We start from the raw sequence: 16,098 nt of genomic DNA, 5'->3' as shown, positions 1-16,098 counted from the left end.
TATGGCAGCCCTTACTGTTTATGATGATGATTACAAGCTGCGGTTGCGTTTTATATGAAGGCAAATTTTAGTATCTTTATCATTGTTTCTCGAATAACGAAAAGCTAACTGGCTGGAAATTGCAGACTATTCAATAACTGAATAAAATTTTTAAATTCGTGTACATGATTGTGGAATAATATGAAGAATGGTGTAAACATGCAGGCAACGTTACGTGCTATTGTCCTTTGCTCTTTTTTTATCCATTATGGGGCTAATGGCCAAGCGCAAAACAACACCTTGCGTGACAAGGACGGCTGTAGCTACACCATCAAACGCATGCCGGATAACAAAATATGGATGACGGCTAACCTGAACATCAATATCCACGGATCTTATGGTTATGAAAAAGCAGAACAGAAAAATAATTCATACGGCCGATTATATACCTGGCAGGCGGCACAGGCAGGATGTAAATTATTAGGCGCAGGCTGGCGTTTGCCAACGAATGAAGAATGGCAAAAAATGGCCAAGTGGTATGGCGGCGTACGCGATGATTCGGAAGATGGTGGAAAAGCTGCCTATCAGGCGCTTATAAATGGCGGTAAGGCGGCATTTAATGCGGTATATGGCGGTAGTCGTGATGCTGTTGCTGGCAGCTATGCCCGTGTGGATGCCCATGGATTTTATTGGACGGCTACGGAAAGCGATGCAGCCAACGCCTGGCTTTATAACTTTGGCAAAAATGGTAAAATACTGAATCGCCATCAGGATGGTCAAAAGCAAATAGCAATCTCCGTACGCTGCATCTGTGATATTGTAAAATAGAAAGAGCAGTGATAAATCATTAACCTGTAATACCTGCTGTATCCAAAGGATGGCATTGTTTCCATGGGGCACCATAAATTCAAGGTGCATGAAAAACTATAAAATCACATATTTATAGGATAGCGGAATTTTTTTCCATTTCCTCTACCACTACTTGTTTCCTTTACCGTCTTAACATCAAAGCATCCAAAAAGATATCGGGAGATGGAACCTAATTTTGTCAAAGAACTTATAAGAAGGTATGTTGCTGGCCGTTGTACAGCGAGGGAGCGGGCGATAGTGGAAAGCTATTACCTGCACCTGCATGCGATGGGTGGACAAAGTGGGGAGATCGATTACACTGCTGTAGGAAAGCAGCTGTGGAATACTATTAATAAAGAAAAGCGTAGCAGTTACCCAATGCGGATCGCGGCCATTATGTTGCTTTTACTTTTCACGGGTTCTTTTGCCTATTATTATCTGGTACAGATGCCCTTGGTACGTGAAGACACCGGTGGCAGGATGCAGGATATAGCGCCCGCTGAGGGGCGGGCAACATTGACGTTCGCTTCTGGTGAGGATATTGATCTTGCCACGATGGTTATTGGTGGGACTGTAACTGCAGAGGGCGTTCAGATTACCAAAGAAGAGAATGGAAAGATCCGTTACACGGTCAAAGATACCCGCAACAGGCCAAACACGCATATTTACCATACCCTTACTACTCCTAAAGGTGGGCAATATCAGGTGGTGTTGCAGGATAGTTCGCATGTGTTTGTAAATGCCGGAAGCACACTCAGGTTCTCTGCCCGTTTTTCTGATAAGGAAAGACGGGTGGTGCTTTCGGGGGAGGCCTATTTTGATGTGAAGGCGCAGCCGGAGAAACCATTTATGGTGGAGGTGGGAGGGCAGCAGCTGCAGGTATTGGGGACAGCCTTTAATGTGTTTGGCTACCTGGGCGAGAAGCAGGTAACAACACTGGTAAATGGGAAGCTGCAGTTAAAAGAGTACGGGCAGCATTGGACGTTGTTACATCCAGGAGACCAAGCGGTTTTATCAAAGCACCAATACGTAGTTAAAAAGGCCGACTTGAACGAAGTTACTGCCTGGAAAGAGGGTATTTTTATGTTCAACCAGGTGGAGCTAAAAACTATTCTGAGGGAACTGGAAAGGTGGTATGATGTGAAGATGGAGTACCAGCATCTTCCGAAATTGGAATTTTATGGAGAGTTGAGCCGGGAATTGAAGTTATCAAAAATACTGCACTGGCTGGAACTAGCAAGTGGCAATAAAGTACACTTTACTATTAACAAAGAAAGGAGGTCCGTAGTCGTCACCAATAAGCAATAGTTTCTCAAAAAAATGGTTTGGCTTTACTCTGGGTAACCTTACCCAGAGTATTGGCTTAGAGACCAATCATTTCAATCAACAATAGCACCTAGAATCCCCTATTTCAAACAATGAAGCGAAATATTCCCATACAGGAACAAAGGCCCTTATTTTTCAAAAATGCAACAAATATTTATCCGGGCAGTAGCTGGACTTCACTGCTTGTCCTCTTCGTCCTATTTTTTAGCGTAGTACCGGCAGGGGCGAAGGTAGATCCAAGCAGAAAATTGAGGAAGTACGATTGGAGCAGTTCGGTAAACAACGGGCAGCAGTGGGCCATTAGAGGTACTGTAAGAGATAGCAGCGGAAGAGGACTCTGTGGTAGCCTCGTGCGCGTATCGGGCTCAACGGTTTCTACCCTTACCGGCAAAAAGGGGGAATTTACGTTAGCCACTATTCCACCGGGCTTTTCGATAGAGATAAGCCACAACGGTTTTGAAAGCCGGGAGCTGGTAATAGGTAGACAGACCTATTTAGAGATCATCTTAATTGCTGACGAGTAACCCGGTTATAGTGCTGTGCGGTTGCTCCGGCAATGCATATACCCGAAGGCTAAAGGGGTATATTAATAACAGAATTTATGAAAAATACCATCGTCTATGTATTATATAGTATTCTATCAGTCTTTATGAGTTTAATATTTATCCCACTATTTAACAGGCAACAGCTATCGGAACCCGTATCCTGGTCCTATGGAATCAAACGGAGATCAGCAACAGAATATAACATATATTTTCGCGCCAAGATCATAGGAGGCTGGCATATTTATAGTGCCATTCAGACGGAGAGCAATCTAGCGACGGTTATCTGTTTCAATAATGTTTGGCAGGTCAAAAAGCAGGGTTCAACGATAGAAGTAGGGAACAAGATTACGGGGCAGCATGGAAAATTTGGTATTATGAAATTTTATTATGAAAGGCTGGCCTATTTTATCGTCACGATAAAAATGCTTTCTGAGCAGCATCCTTTAAGTGTTTCAGGTACGATAAAGTTTGTCGCCGGTGATCAAAAGAAGTGTCTACCGGTAAAGGAAATCCCTTTCCGTATAGCTATAAAAAGTGAGCATACGATCCAGGAGTATGAATGACGACCTATACCTGTTCCGCAGCTAGGTCTTAACGGTCCCCTGGCCTAGCCGGGACTTAGGGGCTTTTAAAGCAAGGCAGACATATACAACAAACTGTTGTTTGTCAATTGTTTACTACTTGATCATGGGCGCAAGGCTGAGAAAACCATGCCAGTTATGGAAAGGAATTCTTAAATAAAATTAACACCAGCAAAGGATGATATTGTCCTTTTTAATACATTTGTATTATTAAATTATAACCCAGCTCAAAATAAAGTCATTAAGCACGGAATAGCGACCTATCATAGAACCCAACAATCCACCATTTTTTCAGAAATGATCAGCTAATCACTGCTCGTCCCATTTAGCCCATCCTCATCACGTCAAAAATGTTGTTACATGAAGCCTATTAACGCATTGGGGTGGTTTAATAATCTTATTTTGAATGATTTTCACCCAAGGCACCTTGATCCGCTGACGCTATCTATGGGCAGGATGCAGGAATTGCATGACGCTGTTCAGCAGCAGAAACGAAAGGCAGTGCTGCTGATCAAAGACCAGATGATGATGGCAAAGAAAGAAAAGCAAGCCAGGATGCTGCTGCTGAATTATTACAACTCACTGGTTCACCTGATGGATACCCTTCACGATTATAAAGATCAGTGGAGAGAAATACCCGGTGATGGCAGGCTGCTTGTGGAGGTGCTGGAGAAGCAACTGGATGAGATCAGAACGAATTTTGATAAGGAATACGGGCTATTTTTAAAGAACAGGCAGCGATTACCTTTAAGGAGTCTGTTGCCTATTCGGGAGAAAATATTGGATAAGGTGGAGACGATGGAAGAGCGGCTGATAAGTCAAGGCCATGAGGTAGGGGCGATTAAAGTTATTGTGCGGTTTCTGCGCGGTTTTGCAGGGCAGATCAGCAATCGAGAAGTGATTACCGCCCATCAGGTGCAATACACCTTAGAAATGTTGCAGGACCTAGATGGTCTCAGCAGCGCGATGAGCATTAACGGTTGTCCCCAATTAAATGAGTTACTGATTCATTGGAATTTGAATATACAGGAAACGATAGACTATTTCCTGAGCGGTAAAGACCAGCTCTTAGCCAGCCTTAAGACGGACCAGGAGCAATTAGAGTTTTATAAAGTGGAGCTCGTCAAGCTGCAACAGATAAGTGAAAAGTCAGACTATATATTTAATCCTGCTTATCCAAGTTTACGCGCGTATTTTCTGGATTACACCTGTTTTGAAATTGAGAATCTTGAAAGGAAGATCAGGGGTTTTGCTCCTCTTAGCAGGGAGGAAGTGGGAGAGGTGGAGCTAGAAAAAGAACCATTCCAACCTTCCGATCAAAAGGTGGAGGTAGCGCTTTCATCAGATCAGATTGGGATTATTTTTAGGGTAGCCCATGAGCTGGGTATTTTCCGCGCCCGCTCACGACGCGCTGTATTCCGTAAGTACGGTTCTTTAATATCAAGTTTACAACGGGAGCATCCTTCCTGGGACAATATGCGTTCCAAAGCCTCTTCACCGGAGCATCGGGACATCGTGGTTGTTGTTGATGTTTTCCAGCGGGCAATTGCCTCCATTGAAAAATTTCTGAAGGGTTCAAAGGCCTCTTCACCGGAACATCAGGATCTTACGTATGTTAGGGACCTTTTCAAAGAGGCCATTAAAACGGTGGAAGGATATTAAATAACGCCACATGCAAATGAAAAACAATCCGTGTAGGCATCCACGTTAATTTGATTTTAATACTTGCGAATCTGCAAGAGTAATGATTATATTTGTCATAACCGTTGTTCTGGACTACAAGTTTCCATGAATATGTCTATTTATTTAATCAGGCATAGGAGCAGAGTAGGAACAAGAGCAGTAACGTTACCCCATTTCCCCACTCTTTTCCCTGCTTCATATGCGTAGTGATTACTACGAAAACGGTTATGAAAAAATCAAATTATGTTTACCGAGGATTGGATGAAATTATTTCCAATGAAATGCACCCGGAAGCGGTGGCCCCTATGATCTTAAGCAATGAATATATTGAACGGGTAAAACACCGGGTGATGGAAGAGAAGCGCAGGATACTATATGAGGTGAAGGACCAGGTGTTCGCATTGAATACCGAACAGGAGAGTCAGTTGCTCGTAAAAAAATACCACAATGCCCTGGTTGTGCTTATCGGAAAGAATCACGATTATCAGTACCAGACCGGAGCCAGTCTTATACACCGGTTGAAAGAATTTCTAGCGAGCCAGCTACAGGAGATCCTGCACTATTTTCAGGAAGAGTTTTCCTTTTTTCTCACCGGCGAAATATGGGTACCCATCACACGGCTGGCGCAGGTGCGTGAAGAGATCGCCGGGAAGCTGGATTTTGTTATGCGCAAGCTCTCGGGTGGTATACACGGGGAGGCTCCTGTTTATATTGTTCGTGAATACCTGGACGATTTTATCAGCCGTATTGATCGGCGTGTTGCCATTACGGCCTATGATCTAAATTTCACCTTGGAGATGATCAAGGATATTGAAGAGGTTGATATGGAGAAGGGGGTTGGCATGACAAAATGCCCTGTATTGAATGAACTGCTCATTTATTGGGACCTGAACAGTAAGGCCACCATTGAGTATTTCACTACCACACTGGATATGTTGGTGAAACAGTATAAAACAGAATCGGATCAGTTGGAGTTTCTGAAGTTTGAGCAAAAACGCTTATTACAGATACCTGCAAAACCTGGATCAACCTACAATCCCTCTTATCCCAGTATACGCGAATACTGCAACCAGTATGTGACCAACGAAATCACCTATCGGGAAAACAGGTTAGTGGAATTTGCGCCTCTACCGGATGCCAAGTCTATTGAGCACTATGATGCGCGAAAATTCAAGGTGACCGTTGCCCTGTCCTCCGACCAGATAGGTTTATTGCTTCGAGCAGCTGATGAGTTACGCGTACTGGTAGGGCGGTCCATGCGGTCCGTATTCAAAGCGATTGTTCCCTTTATCGCAACTCTTCATAAGGACAATCCATCCTGGGACAACATGCGCACCAAGGCCTATGTTGCAGAGGAGGGCGATAAGGAGGTGGTGGTAGAAATGCTGGAACATATGATTAAAAAGGTAAGATCATATTAGGCACTAAGATGGTATTCCCTATCACTTAGCGTGAGGCATAAAAGAAGGCACAATAATTATTGTGCCTTCTTTTATGCCCTTTCTTTTTCCTTGTACCAGCCTATAATAGCGAAAAACCGGGTTTGATAGAAAATGCCCCACGCTAAAACAGCCGTGTATAAAGGTACTTACCATTACATGAATGGTTTTGCGGAAGGAAAACAGGTAGGGGCACCAAAGGGGCCCCAGAAAGTTGTGCCTTTGCCGTCCTAATAGAGCGCTTGCTTAGGTCTTGGGCGTGAAAAAGGCAGTTATCCTGCGCTCATCTACTACAGTTGTTTACAAAAAAGGGGTTGGCACTGACAAAGGCCCCAAAAAGCTGTGCCTTTTCTAAGGCCCTATTTTAGGCCTCTTTTTGATCTTTACGAGCGTTGCCTATTGCCGTTTCTTTGCATTGTGGTTCCGGGAAAAGGAGTCCGAATGAATTGAAAGAAAAAGAATCATTATGGTATTAGCGCATTATTCATGGTCAGATTATTTCCTTGCTATAGGAATCGGGTTGGTAGTTTACTACTTGGTAGTGGGAGTGAGATTTTATAGGCGGGAAGCAAAGGCTTTGATGCTCGGAGGCAGGAACAACACAAGCGATGTAAGCGCCGCCAGCGCACCTGCTTATAGTGAGGACGCGGAGCGCACCGTTATTCCACAGGCGACCAGTGAGCAGGAGGAAGAACCTTTCACGCAGGAAGAGGTACCGGAGGATTCCTTTAAGGATGTAGAAATGGTTATTGCAGATTTAAAGGTTGTCATTGGACATACACAAAGGAATAAGATGGGTAAAGATGTCCTGCTTAAGTTGATAAAGGAAGTCTTTGCAAAATATCCCTCGGTCAATCAGCTTGCTTTCCGCGAGGCCATCAATGAATTTGTAGCGACTGAATGTAAAGGAAAGGGCACTGTGGTGTTGAAGGAGGAAGAGGTAGATGAGCTGTGGTGATGAGTAGTGCCCCGGTTTCCAGCCCTGCCCCTCCAAGGGGCGGGGTCCTGGGACCGAAAGATCCAAATGTTTTTGTTTGATAGAGAGATTAGCCCCCGTCCCATTTCCCGCTTTGGAGCTGATAAGTAGGGTATGATGGTTGAAATCGGTGATGGCGGCAAGCTATCCGCTTCCTTCCCCATCCAGGGGAAGGGAGTAAGGATAGCCCTAAAGGTGCAGATAATAAGAGTGAGATATGGAAAAGTGTGGTGGGAATTTAATGCAGAGTTGCCTGAAGGTGGCATATACTCTGTTACTTTTAGGACTGACATTGTTAGCGTATGGTGACGGTAAGCAGGGCATCCAGAAAGCTAATACAGAGGTAAGGGGTTATTTTTCGGATGGAACAAATCTGATGTATGCTGTCGGTGGAATTTTGGGGTTGATCGGTGCGATCAAGGTCTTTCAAAAATGGAACAGCGGCGACCCGGATACGTCCAAAGTGGCAGCGGCGTGGTTCGGAAGCTGTGTTTTCCTGGTCATCGTGGCTACCGTCATCAAGTCGTTTTTTGGAATAACATAAAGATATGAAAAAACAGATTATCGAGCTATTCTGGGATTATATAGTAGAATATAATCCAGAGGTTATGTTCAACCTTCAGGAAAATTACAGTGTACGAAAATACCTGGACGATAAGGTAGAAGGCATTATGCCAATGGTGGCATCGTATGCGCAGCAGGGGATGCAAGAAAGTGAAATTCGGCGTATATGCCTTCAGGAGCTAACAAGAGAGCTTCGACCCTCACGGTTCCATTATATACGGAATATTTTGGAAGACGATTTTGGAGGGCGGGCTGAGTCAATGCGAGAATCCGGGGTATTGACTTATGAGGTGTTGAACATGATGGAAGCTTGTGAGCCGATATTCGAGCAGTTGTTATTTTCAGAAGAGAATGAGGATGATCGCATGATCAGGTATGCCATTACAGGGCAGTTAGCCGCATACCTGGAAGGGCAATCAACGGAATAAAAGAGGTTATCCCGGCCACGGGTGAGAATTGGGGGGTAGGTGATGTGTGCTGCCCGTGTGCCGGGATTTTTGGCAGGAGTAAGGATGTGAAAGGTGGGTTATGGGATACAGTGCCTCGTCAAAACTAAAAGACAATATTACCGCCCTGGAGATAGCGTTTAATCAGCAGCAGGGACAGGTATTTACAGCAGAACAGTTGGAAGCTCTCCGTCGTTATGCAGGTTTCGGCGGGATCAAGGCAGTTTTATTTGGTGAAGGCAGTAGGGAGGCCTGGTCATCTAAGGGAGCCATAGCAGCAGACATGCAGCTATATGATGATGTGCAGCGATTGTTCCAGTTGATCAACCAACATGTAGAATTCCCGAAGGCGGTGGTGGAATCCATGCAGCAAAGCGTGCTCACTTCCTTTTATACGCCTGCATTTTTACCAGCCGCTGTATTTAGCAGCCTCAAGGAAGCGCATATTCATCCAACAGCTATTTATGAGCCCAGTGCCGGAGTGGGGATTTTTATGGATGAAGCCATTAAGGCTTTTCCATCTATAGAAAAAGTTACCGGTGTAGAAAAAGATTACCTGACGGCAATGATCCTCCATTGCATTACATCGTCCTATCCTCCTGAAATAGCCTGCAACATCAAGTTTGGGGGATTCGAGGAAACGTCCAATGAGGAGAATGGCAAATTTGATATCATCACCAGCAACATTCCTTTCGGCAACATCAGGGTATTCGATCCAGCTATTAAAGACAAGTCCCTTAGTGAGCGCATTCATAATTATTTCTTTGTAAAAGGGATAGATAAAGTGCGTGATGGGGGGCTGCTGATTTATTTAACTACGGATGGATTTTTGAATAGTCCGGGCAATGAAAAGGTGCGCCGTTATCTTTTTGAGCGAACCAATTTTGTAAGCCTGACAGTTCTTCCGGACAACCTGATGAAAGAGACCGGTAACACGGAGGCTCCGACTGAGTTGCTTATCGTGCAAAAGGATAGCAGTAAATCCGGGCTTTCTAAAGATGAAGAACTGCTATTACAGACCACCATGCTCGAAAATGAATTTGGTGAGTTTACACTGAATAAGTATAGGGCCGATCATCCGCAACTGCTGCTAGGAGATGTGGTAGAGGATGGAAAGAACCAATATGGGCAGGCGCATGTTCGGCTCTGGCAAACCGGCAATATTGAGCAGCTCAGCGCACCCTTACGCGAAATTCTTGCCAGAGACTTCATGAAGCGTCTGGATAAAGAGGCGTTTAAAATAACCGAATCACCTCTCGTTGCGCCGGTGCAGTTACCAGTACCTGTACAGGGGACTAAGCTATTTGAATTTAGGGAGATGCCCGCCAAAAAGGATTTAGGTGCCAATGTGCAGTTAGGCCTGTTTGATGCCATCCAACCCGAAAATATAAATAGGGCCTTGGACTATATCGGTCGTGCAGATGAAGATATCATTTTAAAAAATTCGGCCAAGGTTGTAGGAATTATACGTACTACAGAGCGACCAGATCATGAGTCCGTCATCCTGATGACCGCTAGAAATAAAAGGAATGCCCACTACCTATACAGGGTGATTTCCAATGTTTCCGGGCCTATCCATACCGTTAACTGGATGCATGCTTCAAACTTCAGTGAAGAACTGCAGTCACTTTCCGGTCAGCTGCGGGAGTATTCCTATAGCTACCAGTTTGAAGGAGATCGGAGCTTAGAGCAATACCTGGCTTTGGCTAAAGAACGCCCAAATGTGCTGAAGGAGCTGAGGGCTTATTACAAGGAAGGGACCTTGGTGGTGGACGATCGTAACGTGGGCATCATAAGGCAGATCGATACGGCCGCCGGGGAGGCAACCTATGATCCTATCAGCGTGTCCGGCAAATCCTATGGCGTATATGCAAAATATGTATCAGTACGTAGCTGCTACCTAGCACTGGTCGGTGAACAATCTAATGGTGGTCAGGAGCCCGAAAAGTTAAGGGAAAAACTTCAGGAGGAATATGAGGCGTTTGTGAGCAGGTATGGTCAGATGAACCAAAAGGAGAACAGGCGGTTAATTGAGCGTGATGAAGCCTGGGGCTGGTTGATGCTCTCCTCCCTTGAAAGACGGGAAGAAGAAAAATACGTGACAGCAGATATTGTCACGACCCCTATTCTGGAAGTTCAAGAAGCGTTACAACTGGATTCACCCTTAGAGGCATTGGCCGTTTGCTTAAACCGTTTTGGGCGAGTGGATATACCTTTTATTGCAAGCACCTGCAATCAAACGGAAGAGGACACGATTGAGCATCTGGGGGATAAGGTATACGTAAATCCAGCCACTAACCGTTGGGAAACGAATGACGAGTACCTATCGGGAAATGTAGTGGAAAAGTTATCGCTTGCTGAGAGCGTGTTAAAGCAACATCCCGAAGACATTCAATTACGGAGAAGCTATGAAGCTATAAAGGGATCGCAGCCTGAAAAGGTGCCCTTTGAATTGCTGGACTTCAATCTTGGCGAACGGTGGATTCCCACTGAGTATTACGAACGATATCTAAAGGAACTGTTGGACACGGATGTGAGGATTAATTATTTTAATTCTATTGACAACTTTATTGTCGATATAAATCGTCCCAACTCCAAATGTGAAACGGAGTTCCGTATCAATCCCAAGAGTGGGAAAACGATGAACGCACACACGCTGGTGGAGCATGCACTGGAAAATACGACTCCTTTTTTTACTTATGCCGTTGAGGAACATGGCGGAACTGTTCGTAAGCCTGATAATGATGCCACCCAGTTGGCACACCAAAAAATCGAGCAGATCCGTAAAGGATTTGTGGAGTGGCTTTCGGCGCTTAATAAAGAGGAAAAGGAGAAGTTGGAGAATCTTTATAACCGCATTTTTAACTGTTATGTACTGCGGGAATATGATGGAAGTCACCTGACATTTCCAGGGCTCGACACGAAAGCACTGAATATTGAAACGCCCTACAGTTCACAGAAAAATGCTACATGGCGTTTCCTGCAGAATAATGGAGGCCTAGCGGACCATGAGGTAGGGCTGGGAAAAACGTTGACTATGATTTTAACGGCGCAGGAAATGCGGCGTTTTGGGATCGCTAAAAAGCCTATGATTCTGGCGCTCAATGCCAATGTGGGTGAAATTGCCTTAACCTATCGGCAAGCCTACCCACATGCGCGGGTACTAGCGCCGAGTGAAAAGGATTTTACGCCAAAGAATAGGCAACGGCTATTTCATGAAATTAAGAACAACAATTTCGATTGTATCATCATTACGCATGACCAGTTCATGAAAATTCAGCAATCGTTTGAAGTTCAACAGCAAATTTTTCAGGATGAACTGGATCATGTGGAGCTGAATTTGGAAACGGCTGAACAACTGGGAGAAGAACGGGTATCCAAGACGGTGTTAAAGGGTTTAGAGGTAAGAAAGAATAACCTTACAGCCCGTTTGAAGGATATTCAACATGCCATGCAGGAAAAGAAGGATAAGCTGATCACCTTTTCTGATATGGGCATTGATCATCTTATTGTGGATGAGTCGCACAAATTCAAGAATCTCACTTATTCTACACGGCATAACCGTGTGTCCGGACTGGGTAATCCTGAAGGCTCTCAAAAGGCCTTGAATCTATTGTTTGCCATCCGCACGCTGCAGCTGGAAAGGGGTACGGATCTATGTGCCACCTTCCTGTCGGGAACACCTATTTCCAATTCCCTTACAGAGATGTACTTGATTTTTAAGTACTTGCGACCCAACGAAATGCGGAAGCAGCACATCGAAAATTTTGATGCCTGGGCGGCTGTCTATGCAAAGAAGTCAGTCGATTATGAGTTTTCTGTCACCAATGAAATTATCGCTAAGGAGCGGTTCCGGCTTTTCATAAAGGTGCCCGAATTACAGGTGTTTTATAATCAGATAGCCGATTATCAAACGGCAGCACACATCAATCTGGATAAACCGCAGTTAGAAGAAAAGCTGGTCAATCTTAAACCGAGCGATGCCCAGATAGAATTTACAGACCGCTTGATGCAGTTTGCTAAAACCGGCGATGGCACCTTAATTGGGCGTGGTCCGTTAAGTAAAGAAGAGGATAAAAGCCGGATGTTGCTAGCAACCAATGCGGCTAAGAAAATGGCTATTGATATGCGATTGATTGATCCCTATCGCTATGGGGACGATCCGAACAATAAGGTGAATAGCTGTGCAGATAATGTGTTTGATATATACCAGCGCACACGTGAACATAGGGGTACCCAGATTGTATTCTGTGATATCGGTACTCCTGGTACAAAGGGTTTTAACCTGTATAATGCACTTCTGGAAAAGCTGGTGGAGCGAGGGGTACCAATTAATGAAATCACGTTTGCCCATAGCTGGCCCCGTCATAAGCGGAAGGAACTTTTTGCGCAGATGAATGCCGGGAAGATTTGTTTTCTCTTTGGCAGCACAGATAAGGCGGGTACAGGATTAAATGTGCAGGAACGTATTGTTGCCATGCACCACCTGGATATACCATGGAAACCTTCTGAGCTGGACCAGCGCAACGGCCGTGGAGCCCGGCAGGGAAACCAGATTGCCAAGGCCTACTATGAAAATAAGGTGTTGAATTTTATATATGCTACCGAGCGGTCTTTGGACAACTATAAGTTTAACCTGCTTAAGACCAAACAACTGTTTATATCTCAGATGAGAAGTGGTAAGATGTTGGGACGGACAATCGATGAGGGTGCGATGGATGAGCAGACAGGCGTTAGCTTCAATGAATACATCGCTATTCTTTCAGGTGATACTTCGCTGTTGGAGAAAAGTAGGCTGGAAAAAATGATCATGTCTTTGGAAGGTCTGCACGGAGCCTATCAGCGGGAGATGCTACAACATATGCGGGAGTTGACAGGAATAGAAGGTAAGTATGAACAGCAAAAGAACATTCTGGAATGGGTGAGCGCTGATAAAGAAGTTTATCTACAGCACCTGCAAAGAGGTAAAGATAATGTGAAGCTGAATCCTTTATCCCTTTATGGGTACCAGGGTACCGATGTGGAACACATCGCTCTGTATTTGAACCAGGTGCATAAGGAATATGTGCCGGATGGTAAAGGTGACCGTTCATTAGGAACTTTATATGGGTTTGAGCTTTTTATTGGCTGTAAGATTCCTTCAGAGCGAGACAGATTTTTTAACAATGCGCTGCCTTTCAATTATTTCTATGCCAAACGGGAGGGAAGTGAGGTAAAGTATACTACCCATAATGGGCAACCATTTGAAGATAGTGCAACGCTTACTGCAAAGATTTTCTTAAATGCCATTGATAAAACCACTGATTTAGCTGAAAAGTATAGTCGGGAGGTTGAGAGGTTTGAGGATCGGATGGGTGTGTTGAAAAATTTACTTAAAAAGACATTCCCACAGCAGGAAGAGTTGAATGAAATGAAAAAAGAGCTGCAGATACTTTCCGCAAAAATCATGGATGGCATTCAGGAAAGGAAGTCAACAGAAGAACCTGTAGAAGTGGCTCCAGTAGAGAAGCCGGTTGTACCGATGGTTGCCGATATGGAGATCGATATCGGAAAAATCATTCCGATAAATGGCGAGGACGAGCATGTTGGCCGGCGTATCAGTAGGCGTGTATAGATTTATTTCAACAATTAAGGGGGGAAACGATGGCGTGTATTTATCGCATAAATAAAGGAGTAAATCGTCCAGTGGAGTTTAAGGGTTTGAAGGCACAATACATCTGGTACCTGGGTGGAGGGGTGATGGTGCTATTGATCATTTATGCAGGCTTATATTTTATGGCTGTCAATCAATACCTCTGTCTGGTATTGATCGGGGCATTGGGTACAGGGCTTGTCGTGAAGGTTTATGAGCTAAGCAATAAATATGGAGAGCACGGGATGATGAAAGCGATAGCGAAAAAAAGCGTTCCCAAACTCATAAAATGCAATAGCCGCAAGGTCTTTATCGAGTTCAGCAAAAAGGTAATATTAAAGCGACAGAAATAATGTTGCACATGAAGAGCCTGCCACTGGCAGTCCTGTTCTAAAATCTAAGAGGTTTGGTTTAATAGGGAAGGAGTAAGGATGGAAAAGAATGAAAGCAGGCAATTGCCGGAAATAAAGTTGGGTGAGACGTTTTTTGTGATAGACGTTGCTTTTGCCGAACTGCGGGAGAAAAATAACCCTTTGAATATTATATTATTCAAGGACATGGAGGACCACGGTACTCATTACTCCTTCAATTATGATCAACAATTAAAGACCATACCCTTCATGGACAGTTTGGACACTATACCGGTGCGTCTGGAACAGATGGTGGTCTTAGACCCGGAGGGAATGGCTATCAAGTATGGGATAATGAAGGAAGATTTGCCCATCAGGGATAGTGATTGCCGCTGTGATATGGAACTTATAAGGGCAAGGATCGGTGGTACACTTCCAAGTATTAAAATCAAAGGCATTGAATTTTGTGTGGACATTAGAAATGAGGAGCTACGACCTCAAAGTGGGGCGTTGGAAAGCATTAAGCTGTTAGCATGTGAGGAAGTTGCCGGTAAAGAAAAATTGGTATTCTTCCTTAATAGTGTAACGAATGAGCCAATCAAGGTGACGGCGGATGCTGGCGAGCTGCCAGCAGATGTAGAAATGGTGGTACTGCCTAGCAGGAAATGGTTAGATCCGTGTATAGCACCGGGAAAAAGTCTTGCGGATGAACTTGATACCCTGCGTGATTATCCACTGCAACATGGCCTTGCTGCCAGGGTTTATCCGATTGACCAGTCCTTACTGGCTAAGAAAATGCAAGATAACGTCGGGGAGCCAACCTATCAGAAGAGTACAGGGGAAAGGAAAAAATTACGGGTATAAGGATTGGGATGATGGAAGAGGAAACAGCATTGGGAGGTCAATTGGCAGGGCAGCGGCAGCTTCCAGAAATGGTGATCGGTGAGCAGTTTACATTTATTGTGGATGTTGCTTATGGAGAGCTAAGAAAGAAGGACAATCCGCTAAATTGTATTCGCTTTAGTCAAATGGAAAAACCTTATGGTCAAGGATATTCATTCTGGATAGACAGGCGTGACGGACGGTTGGTGGACTCATTTAGCGAGGGGGATAGCGAGCAGGTATTAAGAGTAGAGCTGGATGAAGCCGTCAAACTTGATCCCGTGGGTGTTGCCCAGGTTATGGGCGTTGATGTTAAGAATATTCCCCTACATGATGAGGAGATCGTAGCCCACCCCGCGCTATATAAAAGTCACACATTGGGAAAAGAGCCAATGACGGTCAGTATACTGGGTGAGCACTACCTGGCCGATCACCAATTTTACGCATTCAGGTGCAAGGCCGATCCTGAAAGGACTATCCCTTTTGATAAGTTGCATTTTTGGGATTTTGACGCCAAGGCCCATTTCTATTTTGATTTAGGGAAAAGGGAAGTGGTAGATTTTCCGGGGGAGTCAGCAAATGATAAGAGACAGGTTGTGGCAGTGGTCATTTCAGCCCAACAGGATCAGGATAACGGGGGGATTAAGATTCCGTATAACAGCAATCATGAGGCGCGGGTGTTCCCCGCCCAGCAGATCAGCATGGTTGATTTTTACAAGGAAATGGAGCGTAGATCCAACAATTTTTACACGGTTTACGATCCCTATACGGAATTTGAGCATATGCCACCGCAAAGAGTCAGAACTGGAAAACACCTATAATGGTTTAGTAGGTTTTAGCTGAATC

General features: G+C 44.6%; 13 protein-coding genes. All 13 read left to right on the top strand.

Going from position 1 to position 16,098, the window contains the following annotated elements:
• Nucleotides 1–180 precede the first annotated feature (180 nt).
• The 13 genes from BMY50_RS03145 to BMY50_RS03085 all read left to right on the top strand — a co-directional run bounded on the left by BMY50_RS03145 (nucleotide 181) and on the right by BMY50_RS03085 (nucleotide 16,073).
• A complete protein-coding gene (locus tag BMY50_RS03145; protein WP_093318205.1) occupies nucleotides 181–807 on the top strand; it encodes an FISUMP domain-containing protein in 627 nt (208 codons plus the stop codon).
• Between the two features lie 204 nt (nucleotides 808–1,011).
• Nucleotides 1,012–2,136: a FecR family protein gene (locus BMY50_RS03140; protein WP_093318202.1), complete on the top strand. Its 1,125-nt coding sequence runs from the start codon at nucleotides 1,012–1,014 to the stop codon at nucleotides 2,134–2,136.
• A gap of 110 nt (nucleotides 2,137–2,246) precedes the next feature.
• Nucleotides 2,247–2,678, top strand: coding sequence for a carboxypeptidase-like regulatory domain-containing protein (locus BMY50_RS03135; protein ID WP_093318199.1), 432 nt, complete (start codon nucleotides 2,247–2,249; stop codon nucleotides 2,676–2,678).
• A gap of 77 nt (nucleotides 2,679–2,755) precedes the next feature.
• The gene (locus BMY50_RS03130) at nucleotides 2,756–3,262 is read left to right on the top strand and encodes a hypothetical protein (protein WP_139202183.1); all 507 of its coding nucleotides are present in this window, start codon (nucleotides 2,756–2,758) and stop codon (nucleotides 3,260–3,262) included.
• Between the two features lie 378 nt (nucleotides 3,263–3,640).
• Nucleotides 3,641–4,942 (top strand): hypothetical protein, encoded by a 1,302-nt coding sequence (locus BMY50_RS03125; RefSeq protein ID WP_093318191.1) that lies wholly within the window; start codon nucleotides 3,641–3,643, stop codon nucleotides 4,940–4,942.
• A gap of 248 nt (nucleotides 4,943–5,190) precedes the next feature.
• The gene (locus BMY50_RS03120) at nucleotides 5,191–6,384 is read left to right on the top strand and encodes a hypothetical protein (protein ID WP_093318190.1); all 1,194 of its coding nucleotides are present in this window, start codon (nucleotides 5,191–5,193) and stop codon (nucleotides 6,382–6,384) included.
• Between the two features lie 484 nt (nucleotides 6,385–6,868).
• Nucleotides 6,869–7,360 (top strand): hypothetical protein, encoded by a 492-nt coding sequence (locus tag BMY50_RS03115; RefSeq protein ID WP_093318189.1) that lies wholly within the window; start codon nucleotides 6,869–6,871, stop codon nucleotides 7,358–7,360.
• A gap of 235 nt (nucleotides 7,361–7,595) precedes the next feature.
• Nucleotides 7,596–7,922, top strand: coding sequence for a DUF4134 domain-containing protein (locus BMY50_RS03110; RefSeq protein ID WP_093318188.1), 327 nt, complete (start codon nucleotides 7,596–7,598; stop codon nucleotides 7,920–7,922).
• Between the two features lie 4 nt (nucleotides 7,923–7,926).
• Nucleotides 7,927–8,370, top strand: coding sequence for a hypothetical protein (locus tag BMY50_RS03105; protein WP_093318187.1), 444 nt, complete (start codon nucleotides 7,927–7,929; stop codon nucleotides 8,368–8,370).
• A gap of 100 nt (nucleotides 8,371–8,470) precedes the next feature.
• Nucleotides 8,471–14,002, top strand: coding sequence for a helicase-related protein (locus tag BMY50_RS03100; protein ID WP_093318186.1), 5,532 nt, complete (start codon nucleotides 8,471–8,473; stop codon nucleotides 14,000–14,002).
• 29 nt (nucleotides 14,003–14,031) lie between these two features.
• Nucleotides 14,032–14,373: a DUF4133 domain-containing protein gene (locus BMY50_RS03095; protein WP_093318185.1), complete on the top strand. Its 342-nt coding sequence runs from the start codon at nucleotides 14,032–14,034 to the stop codon at nucleotides 14,371–14,373.
• Between the two features lie 78 nt (nucleotides 14,374–14,451).
• Entirely contained in the window at nucleotides 14,452–15,234 is a 783-nt protein-coding gene (locus BMY50_RS03090) for a hypothetical protein (RefSeq protein ID WP_093318184.1), read from the top strand.
• Nucleotides 15,235–15,242: 8 nt separating this feature from the next.
• Nucleotides 15,243–16,073, top strand: coding sequence for a hypothetical protein (locus tag BMY50_RS03085; protein WP_139202182.1), 831 nt, complete (start codon nucleotides 15,243–15,245; stop codon nucleotides 16,071–16,073).
• The last annotated feature ends 25 nt before the right edge of the window (nucleotides 16,074–16,098 follow it).

Source organism: Olivibacter domesticus (assembly GCF_900109575.1).
In the GTDB taxonomy this organism is placed as follows: domain Bacteria; phylum Bacteroidota; class Bacteroidia; order Sphingobacteriales; family Sphingobacteriaceae; genus Olivibacter; species Olivibacter domesticus.
Note: the sequence above shows the minus strand (reverse complement) of the source record. Positions and strands in the feature narration are given on the sequence as shown.

Excerpts from the sequence above, each read along its gene's own strand:
- BMY50_RS03085 (WP_139202182.1), top strand. The coding sequence starts at position 15,243 with ATGATGGAAGAGGAAACAGCATTGGGAGGTCAATTGGCAGGGCAGCGG.
- BMY50_RS03090 (WP_093318184.1), top strand. The coding sequence starts at position 14,452 with ATGGAAAAGAATGAAAGCAGGCAATTGCCGGAAATAAAGTTGGGTGAG.
- BMY50_RS03120 (WP_093318190.1), top strand. The coding sequence starts at position 5,191 with ATGAAAAAATCAAATTATGTTTACCGAGGATTGGATGAAATTATTTCC.
- BMY50_RS03140 (WP_093318202.1), top strand. The coding sequence starts at position 1,012 with ATGGAACCTAATTTTGTCAAAGAACTTATAAGAAGGTATGTTGCTGGC.
- BMY50_RS03145 (WP_093318205.1), top strand. The coding sequence starts at position 181 with ATGAAGAATGGTGTAAACATGCAGGCAACGTTACGTGCTATTGTCCTT.
- BMY50_RS03095 (WP_093318185.1), top strand. The coding sequence starts at position 14,032 with ATGGCGTGTATTTATCGCATAAATAAAGGAGTAAATCGTCCAGTGGAG.
- BMY50_RS03110 (WP_093318188.1), top strand. The coding sequence starts at position 7,596 with ATGGAAAAGTGTGGTGGGAATTTAATGCAGAGTTGCCTGAAGGTGGCA.
- BMY50_RS03135 (WP_093318199.1), top strand. The coding sequence starts at position 2,247 with ATGAAGCGAAATATTCCCATACAGGAACAAAGGCCCTTATTTTTCAAA.
- BMY50_RS03125 (WP_093318191.1), top strand. The coding sequence starts at position 3,641 with ATGAAGCCTATTAACGCATTGGGGTGGTTTAATAATCTTATTTTGAAT.
- BMY50_RS03115 (WP_093318189.1), top strand. The coding sequence starts at position 6,869 with ATGGTATTAGCGCATTATTCATGGTCAGATTATTTCCTTGCTATAGGA.
- BMY50_RS03100 (WP_093318186.1), top strand. The coding sequence starts at position 8,471 with ATGGGATACAGTGCCTCGTCAAAACTAAAAGACAATATTACCGCCCTG.
- BMY50_RS03130 (WP_139202183.1), top strand. The coding sequence starts at position 2,756 with ATGAAAAATACCATCGTCTATGTATTATATAGTATTCTATCAGTCTTT.
- BMY50_RS03105 (WP_093318187.1), top strand. The coding sequence starts at position 7,927 with ATGAAAAAACAGATTATCGAGCTATTCTGGGATTATATAGTAGAATAT.